This window comes from Acidovorax sp. GW460-11-11-14-LB4 (assembly GCF_059423685.1).
Genome location: NZ_JBWKYJ010000040.1, coordinates 1 through 18,824 on the forward strand (window position 1 = coordinate 1; position 18,824 = coordinate 18,824).

The 18,824-nt window shown below is 66.2% G+C and carries 14 protein-coding genes; 8 read left to right on the forward strand and 6 right to left on the reverse strand.

The window, feature by feature from the left end; all coding sequences use genetic code 11:
* Positions 1 to 247: 247 nt before the first annotated feature.
* The 3 genes from AC07X4_RS14810 to AC07X4_RS14820 are packed head-to-tail and all read right to left on the reverse strand — an operon-like array spanning position 248 to position 4,142.
* Complete coding sequence (locus AC07X4_RS14810) at positions 248 to 2,584, reverse strand: putative bifunctional diguanylate cyclase/phosphodiesterase (RefSeq protein WP_494740504.1); 2,337 nt, start codon at positions 2,582 to 2,584, stop codon at positions 248 to 250.
* Positions 2,581 to 3,189, reverse strand: coding sequence for a methylamine utilization protein (locus AC07X4_RS14815; protein ID WP_056060061.1), 609 nt, complete (start codon positions 3,187 to 3,189; stop codon positions 2,581 to 2,583). Before AC07X4_RS14815 ends, AC07X4_RS14810 begins: the two co-directional genes overlap by 4 nt.
* A gap of 59 nt (positions 3,190 to 3,248) precedes the next feature.
* Complete coding sequence (locus AC07X4_RS14820) at positions 3,249 to 4,142, reverse strand: DUF4394 domain-containing protein (protein WP_494740505.1); 894 nt, start codon at positions 4,140 to 4,142, stop codon at positions 3,249 to 3,251.
* Between the two features lie 405 nt (positions 4,143 to 4,547).
* Between AC07X4_RS14820 and AC07X4_RS14825 the strand changes: the two genes are divergently transcribed.
* On the forward strand, positions 4,548 to 6,263 hold the full coding sequence (locus AC07X4_RS14825) for a methyl-accepting chemotaxis protein (RefSeq protein WP_494740506.1): 1,716 nt from the start codon (positions 4,548 to 4,550) through the stop codon (positions 6,261 to 6,263).
* Between the two features lie 98 nt (positions 6,264 to 6,361).
* Here the strand turns inward: AC07X4_RS14825 and AC07X4_RS14830 are convergent, their stop codons facing one another.
* Positions 6,362 to 7,087, reverse strand: coding sequence for a Crp/Fnr family transcriptional regulator (locus AC07X4_RS14830; RefSeq protein ID WP_056059696.1), 726 nt, complete (start codon positions 7,085 to 7,087; stop codon positions 6,362 to 6,364).
* A 166-nt stretch (positions 7,088 to 7,253) separates the two neighbouring features.
* Here AC07X4_RS14830 and AC07X4_RS14835 point away from each other — a divergent pair, with 166 nt between their 5' ends.
* Complete coding sequence (locus AC07X4_RS14835) at positions 7,254 to 8,465, forward strand: ABC transporter substrate-binding protein (protein ID WP_494740507.1); 1,212 nt, start codon at positions 7,254 to 7,256, stop codon at positions 8,463 to 8,465.
* Between the two features lie 134 nt (positions 8,466 to 8,599).
* On the opposite strand, the gene AC07X4_RS14840 is transcribed toward AC07X4_RS14835, so the two are convergent.
* Both AC07X4_RS14840 and AC07X4_RS14845 read right to left on the reverse strand, forming a co-directional pair.
* The gene (locus tag AC07X4_RS14840) at positions 8,600 to 9,415 is read right to left on the reverse strand and encodes a general secretion pathway protein GspB (RefSeq protein WP_494740508.1); all 816 of its coding nucleotides are present in this window, start codon (positions 9,413 to 9,415) and stop codon (positions 8,600 to 8,602) included.
* Positions 9,416 to 9,420: 5 nt separating this feature from the next.
* Positions 9,421 to 11,163 carry an ExeA family protein gene (locus tag AC07X4_RS14845; protein WP_494740509.1) on the reverse strand — a complete coding sequence of 581 codons (1,743 nt, stop codon included), beginning with the start codon at positions 11,161 to 11,163 and terminating at the stop codon, positions 9,421 to 9,423.
* Between the two features lie 181 nt (positions 11,164 to 11,344).
* Here AC07X4_RS14845 and AC07X4_RS14850 point away from each other — a divergent pair, with 181 nt between their 5' ends.
* From AC07X4_RS14850 to AC07X4_RS14875, 6 genes are all read left to right on the forward strand, one after another.
* The gene (locus AC07X4_RS14850) at positions 11,345 to 13,291 is read left to right on the forward strand and encodes an AMP-dependent synthetase/ligase (protein ID WP_494740510.1); all 1,947 of its coding nucleotides are present in this window, start codon (positions 11,345 to 11,347) and stop codon (positions 13,289 to 13,291) included.
* A 35-nt stretch (positions 13,292 to 13,326) separates the two neighbouring features.
* Positions 13,327 to 14,112, forward strand: coding sequence for an ABC transporter ATP-binding protein (locus tag AC07X4_RS14855; protein ID WP_056060064.1), 786 nt, complete (start codon positions 13,327 to 13,329; stop codon positions 14,110 to 14,112).
* A gap of 15 nt (positions 14,113 to 14,127) precedes the next feature.
* Positions 14,128 to 15,057, forward strand: a complete 930-nt coding sequence (locus AC07X4_RS14860; protein WP_494740511.1) for a branched-chain amino acid ABC transporter permease — start codon at positions 14,128 to 14,130, stop codon at positions 15,055 to 15,057.
* A 25-nt stretch (positions 15,058 to 15,082) separates the two neighbouring features.
* The gene (locus AC07X4_RS14865) at positions 15,083 to 16,159 is read left to right on the forward strand and encodes a branched-chain amino acid ABC transporter permease (RefSeq protein ID WP_056059708.1); all 1,077 of its coding nucleotides are present in this window, start codon (positions 15,083 to 15,085) and stop codon (positions 16,157 to 16,159) included.
* Between the two features lie 126 nt (positions 16,160 to 16,285).
* Positions 16,286 to 17,614, forward strand: coding sequence for an ABC transporter substrate-binding protein (locus AC07X4_RS14870; protein WP_056059709.1), 1,329 nt, complete (start codon positions 16,286 to 16,288; stop codon positions 17,612 to 17,614).
* A 221-nt stretch (positions 17,615 to 17,835) separates the two neighbouring features.
* On the forward strand, positions 17,836 to 18,648 hold the full coding sequence (locus tag AC07X4_RS14875; RefSeq protein ID WP_056060067.1) for an ABC transporter ATP-binding protein: 813 nt from the start codon (positions 17,836 to 17,838) through the stop codon (positions 18,646 to 18,648).
* Positions 18,649 to 18,824: the final 176 nt, after the last annotated feature.

Below are 18,824 nucleotides of genomic sequence, written 5' to 3' on the forward strand. Positions count from 1 at the left end.
GCCCTGGGTGGGGGCGCAGGCCGTGCAGGCGCAGGCTTGGCCGCCAGGGTCGGGCGGCGCAGCACAGGACGCGCGGCAGGCGCAGAGGAAGAAACAGGCGTGGAGCCGCCAGCGTCAGAGGCTGGGGCAGCAGCGGAGTCCGCGGGCGGGCGAGAGGAGGAGGAAGACATTGCGTGTATTTTCGCCTGTGAACTGCTTTGAACAGGTTCTTAGCCCCCAAACCTGAGATGCAACGACCTGGCGCCAGCTACCCCTGGCGGGCCTGCCAGGCCAGGAAATCATCCACCGGCAGGGGCCGCGCAATGTGATACCCCTGTGCCTCGTCGCAGGTCAGGAGGCGCAGGCGCTCCAGGATGGCGGCGGTCTCCACGCCTTCGGCCACCACGGTGAGCCCGAGGTTGTGCGCCAGGTCGATGGTCGAGCGCACGATCATCGCGTCGTCTTCGCCCGTCTCCATGCCCATCACAAACGACTTGTCGATCTTGAGCTCATCGACCGGCAGGCGCTTGAGGTAGGCCAGCGACGAATAGCCCGTGCCGAAATCGTCGATGGACAGCTTGAAACCCTGCTCCGACAGGCGGTTGAGCATGGCCTCGGCGCGCTGCGGATCGTCCATGATCGCGCTTTCGGTGATCTCCAGGCAAAAGGCACTGGCCGCCACTCCGTGGCGCGCCAGGATGTCAGCCAATCGGTGGCTCAGCTCGGGGTCGAGAAGGTCGCGGGTGGAGAGGTTGACCGACACCCTGAGCGGCAGGCCCTGCGTGCGCGGGTCGGCCAGCAGGCGCGCGACTTCTTCAAACATCCACAGCGTGAGGTGGCGCACAAACCCGGTCTGCTCGGCAAACGGGATGAACTGCATGGGCGGCACCAGCCCGCGCTGCGGGTGCTGCCAGCGCACCAGCGCCTCGGCCGCCAGGCCCGGCTGCCCGTGCAAGGGCACCTTGGGCTGCAGGTACAGGCGCAGCTCATGGTGCTCCACGGCGTGGCGCAGCTCGGTCAGCAGCGACAGGGTCTGCGCACTGGACGAATCAAACGCTGCGTCGTACTGCAGGGCTCCGCTGAGCTTGCGCTTGGCGGCATACATGGCGATTTCAGAGCGGCTGAGCAGCGTGTCGGCGTCACCCGCATTGCCCGGCCAACAGGCAAAACCAATGCCTGCGCTCAGGTCCACCGTCTGGTCCTCAAAGGCCAGCGGTTGCTCGAACGACTGGTTGATGCGCTGGGCAATCTCGTGTGCCGCAGCGGCGTCGGCGCGCTGCAGCAGGATGGCGAACTCATTGCCCCCCAGGCGCGCCACCATGTCATCGGGCGAACGCACCTGCTGGCTCAGACGCTCGGCCACGGCCTGCAGCAGGCGGTCGCCAAAGGCGTAGCCCAGCACGTCGTTGACATGCTTGAAGCGGTCCAGGTCCAGCGTGAGCACGGCCAGCGGCTGCGCAGGATCGGCACTTGCGGCGATGGCCTGCACCACGGCGTCACGAAAGCGCTCCCGGTTGGGCAGGCCCGTCAGGCGGTCCCAGTAGGCCAGGCGGCGGATTTCGGTTTGCTGCGCGCCGATGTCCACGCGCATGTGGTCGAACGAACGCGCCAGATTGCCGATCTCGTCCGTGCGGTCGGTGTGCTCCAGCGGAACATCGTATTCACCGCGCGAAAGCCGCTGCGTGGCCGCCAGCAGCGAGCGCAGGGGCGTGGTGAGCCGTTGCGCCACCAGGCCCGTGCCTGCCGCAAACAGCAGCACACCCGCCACGGTGATGATGGCCAGCAACACCTGCAGCTGGCGGTAGGGCGCCACCACCTCGTCCACCGACCGCAGCAGCAGCGAGTGCACCTCCCCCCCCACGCTGTCGAGCTTGCTGGACCGCGCGAGCAAGGTGCCCTCGACTGTCTGCAGCTCGCCTGCCGCGCCACCGGTGCTCAGCAGCAAGGCCCGCGCATCCGCGGGCAAGGTGCTGACCGACAGGGTCATCGCCCCCTCCGGGGACTTGATCATCAGGGCCACATGCACCGACAAGAGCTGCCGCATTTCGTCGGCACGCGACTGGTCGATGCGAAAACCCATCAACACCCAGCCAATGACCACAGGGGCACGCATGGGCACCATCACGAACTGGTAGGGCACGCCATCCATCACCGCAATCTGGCTGCCCTGGGGCTGCTGCGCCAGGCGCGGCACCACCTGCCGCAGTGTGGCCGGGAATTGCTCCATGCTGTCGGACAGGCTGACCGCGCGCAGCTCCAGGTCCGTTCCGAGCAGCGCAGTCACGGCTGCGCCGATGCGGCTGCCATGGTTCTCCAGCACCGACTGGATGGTTTCCTCGTCCCCCGAGTTGACCGCCGAGCGAAAGCCATAGTCAGCCGCGAGCAGGGCCGATCCCTGGCGCAGCTGCTCGGCATTCTGGTCGAGCAGGCGGCGCCAGATGTTTTCGTCCAGGTCCAGGGCTCGCGCGATCTGGGCGCGGGCATTGCGGTCGATGGAGGCCCGCACCACGGCAAACCCTGCCGCCTGCACGATGAGCAGCAGCAGCAGCGACAACCCCACCAACCGCAGGATCAGGCTGCGCCGGGCCAGGCGCAGCCGCTTCAAGGTTGCAACCCCGTCATGCGCACCGACGCCGTGGCGGAGCCTGTAGCGGGCACGGTCAGCGCCTGCTCCAGGGCTGGGGCACCCACCGGCAGGCGGGTGTGCCAGGTGCGCAGCGTGTAGGTGCCGGGCGGCACATTGTCGAGCTGCGCCTTGCCCGTGGCGGCGGGGGTACGGGCGTAGTACGGCGTGTCCACCACCAGCACCCAGCCCACCATCTGGTCATGGATGTTGCAGCCCAGGGCCACCACACCGGCCTTGTCAAACAGCACCGGGTTGGATGGCGTGCCGCTGTAGAGCTTGAGTTCGAACTTCTTGGCCGGCGAGAAGGAGTACACATGGTGCCGCACCGAGTCGCGGTTGGGGAACAGCACCTCGGTGCCCACCGGCACCACCAGCAGGCCGGGCACAAACTGCCGTTTCTCCTGCGCCATCTCCACACCGGTCAGCGGTTTGACCTGCTTGCGCGCCTCGGCCGAGTCCAGGAACACCACCGCATCGGCCACAGGCTTGCCCGCAGCGTCGGACACATCCACCTGCACGGTGCCTGCCTGCGCGCCGCCGGCCACCAACGCCAGCGCAGCGAGTGCCGCTGACGAGGTACGCATGGCGTGACGCAAGGCTTGGTGCACCGCGCGCGGCCGCAGCGTCGGCAGGCCGTCCGGCCTCATGGTTCGATCGCCAGGCCCACCAGGGGCGCGCCATCGCCCACCAGGCCCAGGGGGCGGGTGGCGCCGGTTGCCAGGTCCACCTGGTGCAGCCGGGTCTGGGTATCGGCGGCGGTGCGCACGGCGATGAGGGCGGTGTTGCCCACGTCGGCGATGTCAAAACCCACGTCCGTGAGCGGCCCCAGCCCCAGCGGGCCCACGGTGCGCAGCTGCCCGGCGTTGGGCGACACCACGGGCTGGGTGCCCTCGCGCGAGCCCTGCATCACCAGCACGCCCAGCGCACGGTCGATGGCGTAGTTGGTGGTGATCTTGCTGTCGTTGGGGTTGTAGGTGTAGGCGGCACCGGCAATGTCGGGCCTACGGCGGGCGTTGACGTCGCCCCAGGCGTAGCGCAGGCTGGGGTCGGGCTGCACCCCTTCCACCGCAGTGTCGCCATCGACCACCGCCCCGGTGTCGGGGTGCAGACGCAGGTTCTGGCCGGTGTTCGACACCACCCGGATACGGTCGGCTGCCGGGTTGAAATCAAAGCCGAAGACTGCGCCTTGCAGCGCCAGCGCGGTGGGTGCGGGGCCCACCGGGCGCAGCGCGCCGGTGGGGATGTCGAGCGTGTACAGGCGACCCGCCTGCGACAGCGCATAGAGCACGCCCTTGGCCACGCGGAAGTCGATGCCCACCAGCCGCTCGCCGGGCGCCAGGCCCGTCACGGGGCGCCGCTCCAGGATGCGCTCGGGCTGCGCGGCCTGGAAGGTAATGAGCTCATGCGAGGCCGTCACGGCCACCAGGGTTTCGCGCAAACCGGTATCAGCCTGGGGTGCCGCACAGCCGGCCAGCAAGGCCAGGGCGGCTGCAGCGAAGGTGGTGCGCAGCGTGGAGGAGGGAAAAAACGGATGCATGAAAGGCCTCGCAAGTGTTACAGGTTTATACCTGATCGCTTGCACCCGTGGCGGGGGCAAGGGCAAACCCCAAGCCCCACATTCACTTTGTTTTTGATAGCAACACAGGCATTCATTACCGGCGCCTGCGACGGTTTTGCGAATAATTTCAGCGCCACCTTCTGTTGCACTTTGGCGCCAGTGCACCAGGGTCGTGCGGTGCCGTATTTGTAACAAGCACAGCTATGCAGATCGGGCATGGGACCATCCTCAACGCTCATGACACATTTTGTTGATATTGCCTACACTGCACCGACTCCCGCGCCCGTTCAACGGACGCGCGGCGGCCGGTGGGCACCGTTATTGCTTTGCGCAGAGGCCCCCGTTTGATCACGCTTTGATCCTTTTCGATACCCAAGGACCCCCATGTCGGCTGCTTCCACCTTCAAATCCCTGTCGATTTCCAGCCGGCTCAGCCTAGGGTTTGGCTGCATGCTGGTGCTCCTGGTGGCGGTGGCGGCAGTGGGCCAGCTGTCCGTGGGCAAAGTGCACGATCAGATGACGCAGATCACCGGCGTGGGCGCCAATAAGGCCAAGCTGGTCAACGGCATGCTGGAAAGCGTGAGCGCCATCGGCATCCAGAGCCGCTCCGCCGCCATGCTCAACGACATCGACCCCAAGCAAGCGCGCGAGCAGATCGTGGCCGTGGGCAAGACGCTCAAGGAATACGCCACGCAAGAAGCCGCTTTGACCCAGCTGCTCACCCCTGCCACGGCCACCCCCGCAGAACTCAAGCTGCTGACCGAGGTGCAGACCCTGGGCGGCAAGACCCGCCCCGAACTGGACAGCGCCATCAAGGCCGCTGACGACGGCGACACCGTGAGCGCCACGCTGGCGCTGATGACCCGCGTGGCCCCTGCAGAAACTGCCTGGCGCGCCAAGCTGCGTGAGCTGATCGAGCTGCAAAACACCTTGAATGCCGAGGCCACAGTCTCGGCAGAGCAAACCCAGAGCAGCGCCCGCGTGGTGGGTGGGCTGCTGGTGCTGCTGGCCATCGGGCTGGGCGCGCTGATTGCCTGGCGCATCACGGCCAGCATCACCGCCCCCATTGGCCGCGCAGTCGTGGTGGCCGAGCGCATTGCACGCGGCGACCTCACCTCGCAGGTCGAAGTGCGCATCCACGACGAAACCGGCCGCCTGCTCGAAGCCATTGCCGCCATGCAGGAGCGCCTGCGCACCCTGGTGGGCGAAATCGGCCAGACCGCCGACTCCATCCTGGTGGCCAGCTCCGAAGTGGCTTCGGGCAACCTGGACCTGAGCCAGCGCACCGAACAGACCTCGCACAACCTGCAGGGCGCCGCGACAGCGCTGGTGGACCTGACCGGCACGGTGTCGCAAAGCGCCGACTCGGCCCGCCAGGCCAACCAGCTCGCGTCCACCGCGTCCGATGCGGCCACACGCGGCGGCGAAGTGGTAGGCCAGGTGGTGCGCACCATGGACACCATCAGCGCCAGCTCGCGCAAGATCGCCGACATCATCAGCGTGATCGATGGCATCGCGTTCCAGACCAACATCCTCGCGCTGAACGCGGCGGTGGAAGCCGCTCGCGCGGGCGAGCAAGGCCGTGGCTTTGCGGTGGTGGCGGGCGAGGTGCGCAACCTGGCGGGGCGCTCGGCCCAGGCCGCGCGCGAAATCAAGGCGCTGATCGGAACCAGCGTGGACCAGGTGCAAGAGGGCAGCACGCTCGTCAACCACGCCGGCAAGACGATTGAAGAACTGGTGCAGTCGGTGCGCCGCGTCTCCGACATCATGGGCGAGATCACGGCGGCCACGCAGGAGCAAAGCCAGCGCATCGGGCATGTGAGCCAGTCGGTGGGTGCGCTGGAAGAAATGACCCAGCAGAACGCCGCCCTGGTGGAGGAAGGCGCAGCCGCTGCCGACAGCCTCAAGGACCAGGCCGGACGCCTGACACAGATGGTGGGCACCTTCCGCCTGACGCGCGACGGCGGCGACGAAAACAGCTGGGGCATGGCCAGCGCCTCCGCATCGCCCACCGCAGTGCCAGCGCCCACGCGCACGGCAGCCCCGCGCCACCTGGCCTCAGCCCCATCATCCCGCGCTCCCGCACTGCCGCGTAGCTGACGGGACTTTCAATCGGGCGCACTCCACGCCAGGGGCGCCAAGCAAGGACCGCCCCGCAGCGAGGGCGTCGCCCCCTCAAGGGGAAGGCGCACAGCGCCTCAGGGGGGTGTCACACTCGATCGCAGCGCCGCCAGGTCCAGCACCCGCAGACCGCCGTACTCCACCCGGATCGCCCCTTGCGCCTCCAGCGCCGCCAGCGCCTCGTTCACCCGCTGACGCGACAGCCCCACCAGATAAGCCAGCTCTTGCTGCGTGATGCGCAGCACCTCGCCCACGCCCGGGTACAGCACGGGGTTGAACAGCGACGCCAGGCTGCGCGCCACACGCACATCGGGGTTGTTCAGGCGGTCGATCTCGCGGGCTGCAATGAACTGGCCCAGGCGCTCGTTGAGCTGGTTCATCACAAAGCGGTTGAAGCCGATGGAGTGGTCCAGCAGCCAGTGAAAGCTGTCAATCGGCAGCCCGGCCACCACGCTCTTGCGCAGGGCCTGGATGTTGTAGCGGTAGGGCTCGCGTTTGATGGTCGTGCCCTCGCCAAACCAGCCGCCAGGTGGCAGGCCCGCATAGGTCATGGTCTGGCCCTGGGCGTTGTCGGTGCTCATCTTGAGCAGGCCCTCCACCACCCCAAACCAGTAGGTCACCGGGCGCCCCACGCGGCACACATAGTCGCCCGCCTTGGCGTCCCCCACCAGCAACGAGGCCACGGCGCGCTCTCGCTCGGCGGGCAGCAGCAAGTCGAGCCACGGAATACCGTCAAGCTCCTGCGGCGTGGGCGAACGGCGCCGCTGGTGCAGCGACAGGTCCTGGTGGGTGCGTGGGTCCATGGCGCAAAGGTTCTCACGAAAAAGGGCGTCCCGCAGCCGCCCCGGCATGCGGGAATACCACGATCCCAATTGTCGCCAGACCGACAAAAAAATGCCAATCGTGACGGGATGATGTCGCCTCGCGCCCCGCCCGTACAGGGCCGGAGCCCCCGAGGAGACAAGCACCATGACCCAACACCCTTCCATCACCGCACGCACCGTCCCACCCGCGCCCACCGCGCCGCGCCCCCTGGCCCGCCGCCAGGTGCTGGCCGCCGCAGCCGCCACCGCAGCGGCCGTCGGCCTGCCCGGGCTGGGCTGGAGCGGCGCGGCCCGCGCGCAGGAGGGCGCAATCAAGATTGCGCAATCCACCGCCCTCACCGGCCCGCTGGGCGACCTGGGCTCGGCCATGCACCAGGGCGCCAAGGCCGCATTTGCGGGCATCAACGCGCGCGGCGGCGTGCATGGCAAGGCCATTGAACTCGTCACCCAGGACGACACCTACGACGTGCCCAAGGCACTGGCCAATGTGGAGCAGTTTCTGGCCGACCCCGGATATTTCGCGCTGTTCAACTGCATGGGCACGCCCATGATCGACGCCATGCTGCCCAAGGTGATCGAGAGCGGCATCCCGTTTTTTGCACCCTTCACCGGCGCGCAGCTCAGCCGCACCAAGAACGCCCGCAACGTGTTCAACATCCGCGCCAGCTATGCCGACGAGGCCGAGAAGCTGGTGCAGCACCTGTCCACCATCGGCATCCAGCGCATTGGCATCGTCTACCAGAACAACTCGTTCGGCAAAGAGGTGTTCAACGCCGCCAAGCAGTCGATGGACCGGCTGAAACTGCCCGAAGCCACCACGGTGACGGTGGAGAACAACGCCTCGGACGCGGGCAGCGCAGCGGCCAAGCTGGCTGGCGGTAACCTGGAGGCCATCGTGATTGGCCTCGCAGGCAAGCCCACGCTGGAGTTCGTGAAGGCGTTCCGCGCGCTCAAGCGGGGCGTGACGCTGTACGCGCTGTCGGTCATGGGCACCCCGGCCACCGTCAAGTCACTGGGCGCGGACGCCACGGGCATGGCGATTTCGCAGGTGGTGCCCCTGCCCTCCAACGTGGTGATGCCCGTGGTGCGCGAATTCCAGGCCGCCTGGAAGGCCTCCGGCGCCACGGCCGAGCCCTCGCACCTGGCGCTGGAGGGCTACATCAACGCCCGCGTGTTTGCCGAGGCCCTGCAGCGCGCAGGCCGCAACCCCACGCGCGCGGCCTTCATCGACGCCACCTGGAACCTGAAAAAGTGGGACCTGGGCGGGTTCGAGATCAGCGCCAGCACGCCGGACCGCAACGCCTCGCGCTTTGTGGAGCTCACGCTGGTGGGGCGCGACGGGCGGTTCTTGCGATAGCCCTGGGTCCCGCCAGTTCTGCGCTGATGTGAGCGGCGCAGGTGGCGCAGCGGACACCCACACAATTGCTATCAATTAAATAGCTATCGGCGCATATTGCACTAGCGCTACTGGCCGATTTCGCCCAAATTTTGTTATTGCGAAGCCAACCCGTACCGGTAGCCCTTGAACGACCAGATGGTCCGGCCGGGCTCGATCTTCTCCAGCAGCAGGCCTGGCCCGGCTGGGTCGCCCTCGTGCAGCACCTGTCCGTTGACGATGGCCATGCGGTACACCGGATTGCTGGAATAGGTAACGCCAGAGATCTTGAGCGACGGCAACTGCGCCCGCACAGCCTCGGGCAGGTCGGCCTGGGCAAACACGGTGCCCGTAGCCGCCGGTGCTGCTGAAGGAGCTGGACTGGCCGCAGCCATGTCGGGTACACGCGGCGCTGGGGCCGCAGGCACGCGCTCACGGGGGGCGGGCTCTGCAGGGCGTGACCGTTCAGAGTCTGTGGCGGGGGAGCGCGGCGCGACCGAGCTGCTGGACACCGGCGCGGGCCGCTCCCGCTGCGGTGCCGCCGCGCGAGGCGCGGCTGCCGGAGGGGGCGCCACCGCCGCCACCACCGCAGGGGCCGCTTCGGGGGCTGTCGGCAGAGCTGCAGGCGCTGCGGGCGGCGCCGTGGACGCTACCGCCGGCATGGACGGCGCCACAGCGGCGGATGTGGCGGGCGCTGCAGCAACAACCACGGCGCCCGCAGGCACCGGCCGCTGCATAAACCACCAGGTACCACCGGCCGCCACAGCAGCCACAACCACCACCGCCACGGCCACCAGCACCGGGCTGATGGCCGATCCCCCTGCCACCGGCACGGCACCGGGGACGGGCACCGCCGGGGTATGGATGCCGGGCACAGCGCCGCGGCCGCGCTCAGCTTCTGCGCGCCGCAGCGCATCAAGGATGTAAGACACTGGGTTCAGCCTCCGGTGCGCAAGCGCGGTTCGCTCACGCCGTTGACACGGTTGAGCAGCATGAGGGTCAAGGGGCCCGCCCGGCCGTCCGGGGTCACCCCCTGGGCCAGCTGGAAGCGCTGGATGCGGGACTGGCGCTGGGCCGGCGTGGTCGCGCGGCCGGCTGCAGGTACGGCAGCCCGCGTGCCCCCGGCTGCAGCCGTGGCCAGTTGCTGGTCCAGCCAGGCGGCGCCAGCGGGGGTCTCCGCCAGGTCGCCTTTGTCGGGCATATCGGGCGGCGTGCGCCACAGCGTGGCGATGTCGCCGCGCCACACCTGGGCCAGCTCGGCCACGGGCACACGCACCGTGCGGCCCCCGCCTTCCAGCGTGGCCGTGTCGCCGTCCAGGCGGCGCAGCACGGCCGACACCGCCACGTCGCCCTCTTCGGACGGGAACAGCGTGAGCAGCACTGGGCGATCGATCTGCCGCACCAGGTTCAGGCCGGCGCGGCGGTTGCGATAACAGCGCAAGCCGTCGCGGGGCAATGCGGCGCAGGCGTCGGCACCATCGGCCACACTGGCACCCCAGGCCGAGGCCAGCGCCTGCCAGGCGGCGGTGTCGCTGGCGGGCAGTGCGGCCACAAACTGCTGCAGGTCCGACAGGGCCACCGGCGCTGCCCCGCGCGGGGCCGAAGCCCCTGACGCAGGGGCTGCGGGCATTACCCCCGCTGTGCTGGCAGCGCCGCTCGTTGGCGCGCTGGCAGATGTTTTGCTGGCCATGGCGCCCGCAGGCACGGCGGATGTCACGGCGCCTTGCCGAGACCATTGCGGCCAGGCCCCCAGTGCCCATCCGCCCGCCACCAGGGCTGCTCCCGCCACCACGCCCAGGCCCGCAACCGCCCAGCGCGGCCACAGGCCACGGGCGTTGCGCGCAGCAGCGGCCGACGCTGGCGCATCAAACACCTCAGCCGCCGCGCGCTGGACGATGCGGGCGCTGACCTCGCGCACCCCGGCGGCATAGGCACCCAGCAGCGCCCGGTCGCACAGCAGGTTGATGCGCCGGGGAATGCCGCGCGACAGCGCATGCACCCGCCGCAGGGCGCTGCGACTAAAGGGCAGCGGGCCTTGCAGGCCCGCCACGGCCAGGCGGTGGGCGATGTATTGCTGGGTCTCCTGCGCGCTCAGCGCATCGAGGTGAAAACGCGCAATCACCCGCTGGGCCAGTTGCTCCAAGGCCGGGCTGGCGACCATGGTGCGCAGCTCTGGCTGGCCGATCAGGATGATCTGCAGCAGCTTGCGCTCGCTGGTTTCCAGGTTGGTCAACAGGCGCAGCTGCTCCAGCACGTCGGCCGACAGGTTCTGCGCCTCGTCAATGATGAGCACGGTGTTGCGCCCGGCGCCATGCGCCGCGAGCAGCGAGGCATTGAGCGGGTCGATGTAATCCTTGACCGTTTCCACCCCGGCCACCGAGGACTGGTGCGGCACACCAAATTCGTCGCAAATGGAGCGCAGCAGCTCGCCCACCGTGAGCTTGGGGTTGAAGATGTAGGCCACATCGCAGTGCGACGGGATTTGCTCCAGAAAACAGCGGCACACCGTGGTCTTGCCCGCACCCACCTCGCCCGTCAGCAGCACAAAACCGCCGCCTGCATCCAGGCCATACAGCAGGTGCGCCAGCGCCTCGCGGTGCCGCTCGCTCATGAACAGGTAGCGGGGGTCGGGGGCGATGGAGAACGGCGGGTGCTGAAGGCCGAAGAACGGGGCGTACATGCCCCGGAGGATACCGCCCGCCCGTGGGCAGGGTTTTACCCACCCGGGAGTTACCCCTAAATTGTCGTCGGCAAGACAAGATGACGTCAAAGTGGGTCCTAGCATTCCCCCATCGCGCAATCACAAGCTTGCGCGCCCGGCAGTCGCCGGGCTGACACCTTCTCACTTTCAGGAACCTGCAATGTTGACCACGTTCCCGCAACTGCTGCTCAAGCATGCCGCCGAGCGCCCCAATGCCCCGGCCCTGCGCGAAAAAGAATATGGCATCTGGCAAACCCACAGCTGGGCCGACCTGGTGCGCCTGGTGGAACAGGTAGCGGCCGGCCTGCACCTGGCGGGCCTGAAGCGCCATGAACACATGGTGGTGGTGGGCGCGAATCGCCCCCGCCTGTACGCCACCATGCTGGCCGCCCAGTCGCTGGGCGCCATCCCCGTGCCGCTGTACCAGGACGCGGTGGCGGCCGAATGCATCTTCCCGCTCAACAACGCCGAGGTGCGCTTTTGCCTGGTGGAAGACCAGGAGCAGGTGGACAAGCTGCTCGAAATCCGCGAGCAATGCCCGCAAATCTCCAACATCTTCTTTGACGACCCCCGCGGCCTGCGCAATTACGCAGAGCCCGGCCTGGCATCGCTGGATGCCCTGATCGAGTCCGGCAAGGCCTTTGCTGCAAAGAACCCCGGCTGGTTCAAGGCCGAGGTGGCCAAGGCCCAGCCCGGCGACGTGGCTGCAATGTTCTTCACCTCCGGCACCACGGGCAACCCCAAGGGCGTGGTCCACACCCACAGCACGCTGCTGGACCGCGCCAGTGCGGGCGCCGAGTTCGACAAGCTCACCAGCAGCGAAGAAGTGCTGGCCTACCTGCCACCCGCCTGGATCGGGCAGAACATCTTCAGCTATGCCCAGTGGCTGGCCTGCGGCTACGTGGTCAACTGCCCCGAGTCGGCCAGCACGGTGACCATCGATCTGAAGGAAGTGGGCCCCACCTACTACTTTGCGCCACCGCGCATCTTTGAAGGTCTGCTCACCAGCGTGATGATCCGCATGGAAGACGCGGGCGCCTTGAAGCGCAAGATGTTCGAGGCCTGCATGCGCGTCGCCAAACGCGTGGGCCCGGCGCTCATGGATGGCGAGCCCGTGGGCACCCTCGACCGCATCAAGTACGCGTTGGGCAATGTGCTGGTGTACGGCCCGCTGCGCAACAACCTAGGTTTCAGCCGCGTGCGCGTGGCCTACACGGCGGGCGAGGCCATTGGCCCCGACCTGTTCACGTTCTACCGCTCCATTGGCATCAACCTCAAGCAGCTGTACGGCTCCACCGAGACCGCCGTGTTTGTCTGCCTGCAGCCCGACAACCAGGCGCGCGCAGACACGGTGGGCGTGCCCATTCGCGGTGTGCAGATCAAGGTGGCCGACAACGGCGAGATCCTGGTCAAGTCCGCAGGGCTGCTCAAGGAGTACTACAAGAACCCCACTGCGACCGCAGAAGTGCTCACCGCCGACGGCTGGTACCACACCAGCGACGCAGGCTTTCTGGACGCGCACGGCCACCTCAAGATCATTGACCGCGTGAAAGACGTGGGCCGCATCCAGGGTGGCGCCAACGACGGTGCCATGTTTGCGCCCAAGTACGTGGAGAACAAGCTCAAGTTCTTCCCGCACATCAAGGAAGTGGTGGCCCTGGGCGACAAGCGCGAGAAGGTCTGCGTGATGGTCAACATCGACTTCGACGCCGTGGGCAACTGGGCCGAGCGCCGCAACCTGCCCTACGCTGGCTACACCGACCTGGCCCAAAAACCCGAGGTCTACGAACTGATCCGCGAGTGCATCGAGAAGGTGAACGCCGACTTGGCCACCGACACCATGCTGGCTGGCAGCCAGGTCAGCCGCTTCCTGGTGCTGCACAAGGAGCTGGACGCCGACGACGGCGAACTCACCCGCACCAACAAGGTCCGCCGGGGCTTCATTGCCGACAAGTACGGCGTGCTGGTGGATGCGCTGTACGCAGGCCGCACCGAGCAGTACATCGAGACCCAGGTCAAGTTCGAGGACGGCCGCACCGGTAGCGTGAGCGCCACGCTCAAGCTGTCGGACACGAAGACATTTGCGCCTGTGAAGAGTGCCGCATGAAGCCCGCGCTCTACCCGCTGGAGAAGCCCCCCACCATGACCACTAAAAAGATCGGCGACGTCATCCTCGACGTCAAGAACATCAGCCTCCGGTTTGGCGGCGTGAAGGCGCTCACCGACATCTCCTTTAACGTCAAGGAGCATGAGATCCGCGCCATCATCGGCCCCAACGGCGCAGGCAAAAGCTCCATGCTCAACTGCATCAACGGCGTGTACACGCCGTCCGAGGGCTCCATCACCTTCCGGGGCAAGACGTTTGACCACATGAACTCGCGCCAGGTGGCCGAGATGGGCGTGGCGCGCACGTTCCAGAACCTGGCGCTGTTCAAGGGCATGAGCGTGATCGACAACATCATGACCGGCCGCAACCTCAAGATCAAAAGCAACCTGCTGATGCAGGCGCTGCGCATCGGCCCGGCCGAGCGCGAGGAAATCCGCCACCGCGAATACGTCGAGCACATCATTGACTTCCTGGAAATCCAGGCCTACCGCAAGACACCCGTGGGCCAGCTGCCCTACGGCCTGCAAAAGCGCGTGGACCTGGGCCGCGCCCTGGCCATGGAGCCGCAGGTGCTGCTGCTGGACGAGCCCATGGCCGGCATGAACGTGGAAGAAAAGCAGGACATGTGCCGCTTCATCCTGGACGTGAACGACGAGTTCGGCACCACCATCGTGCTGATCGAACACGACATGGGCGTGGTGATGGACATCAGCGACCGCGTGGTGGTGCTGGACTACGGCAAGAAGATCGGCGACGGCAGCCCCGACGAAGTGCGCAGCAACGAAGACGTGATCAGTGCCTATCTCGGCACCTCGCACTGATCAGGAGAAGACAACATGGCATTCTTTCTTGAAACACTGATCGGCGGCCTGATGGCCGGCATGCTGTATTCGCTGGTGGCGCTGGGCTTTGTGCTGATCTACAAAGCCTCGGGCGTGTTCAACTTTGCACAGGGCGCCATGGTGCTGTTCGCAGCGCTGGCCATGGCCCGTTTTTCCGAGTGGATCCCCAAGTGGACGGGCATCAGCAGCCCCATCGTGGCCAACCTGGCGGCCTTTGTGATCGCAGGCGCCATCATGTTTGTGGTGGCCTGGCTGATCGAGAAGCTGGTGCTGCGCCACCTCGTGAACCAGGAGGGCGCCACGCTGCTCATGGCCACGCTGGGCATTACCTACTTCATGGAAGGCCTGGGCCAGACGCTGTTCGGCAGCGACATCTACAAGATCGATGTGGGCATGCCCAAGGAGCCGATCTTCATGCTCGACAGCCTCTTTCAGGGCGGCATCCTGATCAACAAGGAAGACGTGATTGCCGCCGCCATTGCCGCCGCGCTGGTGGCCCTGCTGTCGGTGTTCTTCCAGAAGACTTCCACCGGCCGCGCGCTGCGCGCCGTGGCCGACGACCACCAGGCCGCCCAGTCCATCGGCATTCCGCTCAACCGCATCTGGGTGATCGTGTGGTGCGTGGCCGGTGTCGTGGCCCTCGTGGCCGGGATGATCTGGGGCAGCAAGCTGGGTGTGCAGTTCTCACTGACCACGGTGGCGCTGCGTGCGCTGCCCGTGGTGATCCTGGGCGGTCTCACTTCGGTGCCCGGCGCCATCATCGGCGGGTTGATCATCGGCGTGGGCGAGAAGCTGTCGGAGGTGTACCTTGGCCCGTATGTGGGCGGGGGCATCGAGATCTGGTTTGCGTATGTGCTGGCGCTGGTGTTCTTGCTGTTCCGCCCTCAGGGGTTGTTCGGAGAGAAGATCATCGATCGCGTGTAACCCATAAGAACAACAGGAGACTTCCATGCTCTACCGCGAAAACGGCCAGTTCAAGACGAGCTACCGCGCCGATCAGCAGATCTTTCCGATCGCGCAGGATCGCATTGCCATCGGCATCATCCTGGCCATTGCCTTCATCGCCGTGCCCATGCTGGCCAGCGACTACATCTTCCGCGCCATCCTGATCCCCTTTGTCATCATGGCGCTGGCGGCCCTGGGGGTGAACATCCTGGTGGGCTACTGCGGGCAGATCTCGCTGGGCTCGGGCGCCTTCATGGCCGTGGGAGCCTACGGCGCCTACAACTTCTTCGTGCGCTTTCCAGGCATGCCGCTGATCCCTGCACTGATCCTGGGCGGCCTGTGCGCCACGTTCTTCGGCATCCTGTTCGGGCTGCCCAGCCTGCGCGTCAAGGGGCTGTATCTGGCCGTGGCGACGCTGGCCGCGCAGTTCTTCAGCGACTGGATGTTCCTGCGCATCAAGTGGTTCACCAACAACTCCGACTCGGGCTCGGTGTCGGTCAACAACCTGCAGGTGCTGGGCATGCCCATCGAAAGCGCCACCAGCAAATACCTTTTCTGCCTGGCGTTGCTGGTCATCGTGGCCCTGCTGGCCAAGAACCTGGTGCGTGGTGCCATTGGCCGCGAGTGGATGGCGATTCGCGACATGGACGTGGCCGCGGCCGTGATCGGCATCCGCCCCATGTACGCCAAGCTCAGCGCGTTCGCGGTCAGCTCGTTCATCGTGGGCATGGCCGGTGCACTGTGGGCCTTTGTGCACCTGGGCGCGTGGGAGCCAGCAGCCTTCTCGGTGGAAATATCGTTCCGCCTCTTGTTCATGGTGATCATCGGCGGGCTGGGCTCGATCATGGGTGGCTTCTTTGGTGCGGCCTTCATCGTGGTGCTGCCCATCGTGCTCAACCAGTTCCTGCCGGCCTTCATGGGGCTCTTTGGCATCGAGGTGTCCACGGCGGGCGTCTCGCATGCCGAGCTGATGATCTTCGGTGCGCTGATCGTGTGGTTCCTCATCGTCGAGCCCCACGGCCTGGCCAAGCTGTGGTCCACCGCCAAGCAGAAGCTGCGCCTGTGGCCCTTCCCCCATTGACCGGACGGCATTGCAGGAAACCCCTTACTCGCAAGTCCCGATACGTGCCTGTCGCATTGCCGCGTTAACTGTCTATCTGTCCTGTTTTTTCCCGTGCTTCAACACATTCATCCAAAGGAGACATCCATGAAGCTTTCGAAAATCGTGATCGCCGCTGCGGTGGTTGCTGCCGGTGCATCGTCCATCGCGACGAGCGCTTTCGCACAAGCCAAGGAGCAGTTCTTCCCGCTGCTGTCGTACCGCACCGGCCCCTATGCGCCCAACGGCGTGCCATGGGCCAACGGCAAGCAGGATTACATCAAGATGATCAATGCCCGCGACGGCGGCATCAATGGTGTGAAGCTGACTTTTGAAGAATGTGAGACGGGCTACGCCACGGACCGTGGCGTGGAATGCTATGAGCGCCTCAAGAGCCGCCCTGGCGTGTCGCTGTTCGACCCCCAAGCCACCGGCATCACGTTTGCGCTGACCGAAAAAGCCCCCGTGGACAAGATTCCGCTGATGACGCTGGGCTACGGCCTGTCGGTGGCGCAGGACGGCCAGGCATTCAAGTGGAACTTCCCGTTCATGGGCAGCTACTGGACCGGCGCCGACATCCTGATCCAGCACATTGGCAAGGCCAACGGCGGTCTGGACAAGCTCAAGGGCAAGAAGATTGCGCTGGTGTACCACGACAGCCCGTTTGGCAAGGAGCCTATCCCGCTGCTGCAGGAGCGCGCCAAGATGCACGGCTTTGAGCTGCAGATGCTGCCTGTGACAGCCCCTGGCGTGGAACAGAAGGCCACCTGGCTGCAAGTGCGCCAGAGCCGCCCCGACTACGTGCTGCTGTGGGGCTGGGGCGTGATGAACTCCACCGCCCTGAAGGAAGCCCAGGCCACCGGCTACCCCCGTGACAAGATGTATGGCGTGTGGTGGGCTGGTGCCGAGCCCGATGTGCGTGACGTGGGTGAAGGCGCCAAGGGCTACAACGCGCTGGCCCTGAACACCTCGGGCCAGCAGCCCAAGGTGATCCAGGACATCCTGAAGAACGTGCACGACAAGGGCCAGGGCACGGGACCCAAGGACGAAGTGGGCTCGGTGTTGTACACCCGTGGCGTGATCATCCAGATGCTGGCCGTTGAATCGGTGCGCCGCGCGCAGGAGCGTTTTGGCAAGGGCAAGGTCATGACTGGCGAACAAGTGCGCTGGGGCATGGAAAACCTGGCCCTGGACCAGAAGAAGCTGGACGCGCTGGGCTTTGGCGGCGTGATGCGTCCGCTGTCCACCAGCTGCGCCGACCACATGGGCTCCACCTGGGCGCGCGTGCACACCTGGGATGGCAGCAAGTGGAACTTCTCGTCCGACTGGTACCAGGCCGATGAGCAGATCCTCAAGCCCATGGTCAAGGCAGGTGCGGACAAGTACCTGGCCGACAAGAAGATGACGCGCCGGGATGCGGCGGATTGCCAGAGCTAAGCACATCCCCCTGAGCGGCTTTGCCGTTTCCCCCTTCTCTCTTAGCGCTGCGCGCTGCGGGAAGGGGGACGCCACCAGCGCGGCGGGGCGGCCCTTGCGCGGTGGCACTGGCCGGGTCAGCGACCGTCTTAAGGGCTAATGAACAGCGGTTGCCTCTTTGGCAGCCGCCAATCCAAAGGGTTGTGCAACAACCCTTTGGATTGGTACAGGAAGGCAACACCATGGACTCCAACAGCAATATCGTTCTCAACGTCAACGGCATCGAGGTCATCTACAACCACGTGATCCTGGTGCTCAAGGGCGTCTCGCTGCAGGTGCGCGAGGGCTCCATCGTGGCCATTCTGGGCGGCAATGGCGCAGGCAAGACCACCACACTGCGGGCCATCTCCAACCTGCTGCAGGGGGAGCGCGGCGCGGTCACCAAGGGCTCCATCGAGCTGCGTGGCGAGCGCATCGAGAACCTGTCGCCCGCCGACCTGGTGCAGCGTGGCGTGGTGCAGGTGATGGAGGGGCGGCACTGCTTTGCCCACCTGACGATCGAAGAGAACCTGATGACAGGCTCCTACACCCGCACCAGCAAGGCCGAAATCGCGGCCAACCTGGAGAAGGTCTACAACTACTTCCCACGTCTCAAGACGCGCCGCACCTCGCAGGCGGCCTACACCTCGGGCGGCGAGCAGCAGATGTGCGCCATCGGCCGCGCGCTCATGGCCAACCCCAGCATGGTGTTGCTGGACGAACCCTCCATGGGCCTGGCCCCACAGATCGTGGAAGAAGTGTTCAACATCGTGAAAGACCTGAACACCAAGGAGAAGGTCACCTTCCTGCTGGCCGAGCAGAACACCAACATGGCCCTCAAGTATTCGGACTACGGCTACATCATGGAAAGCGGCCGCGTGGTGATGGACGGCGCCGCAAGCGACCTGGCCAACAACGAGGACGTCAAGGAGTTCTACCTGGGCGTGGGCGGCGGCGAGCGCAAGAGTTTCAAGGATGTCAAAAGCTACAAGCGGCGCAAGCGCTGGTTGGCTTGAGGAGCCCCCTGTGGCGCTGCGCGCCTTCCCCCTCAGGGGGACGCACCCGGTGGCTTGGCAAAGCCAGTTCCACGGGTGCGCTGGTGGGTTAGCGCGGGCGACCAGGGCCGTGTTCCTTTTCAGACCTCGAACGGAATCACTCTCAATTTCATAGCTGCTTACGCTTGATCGAAAAG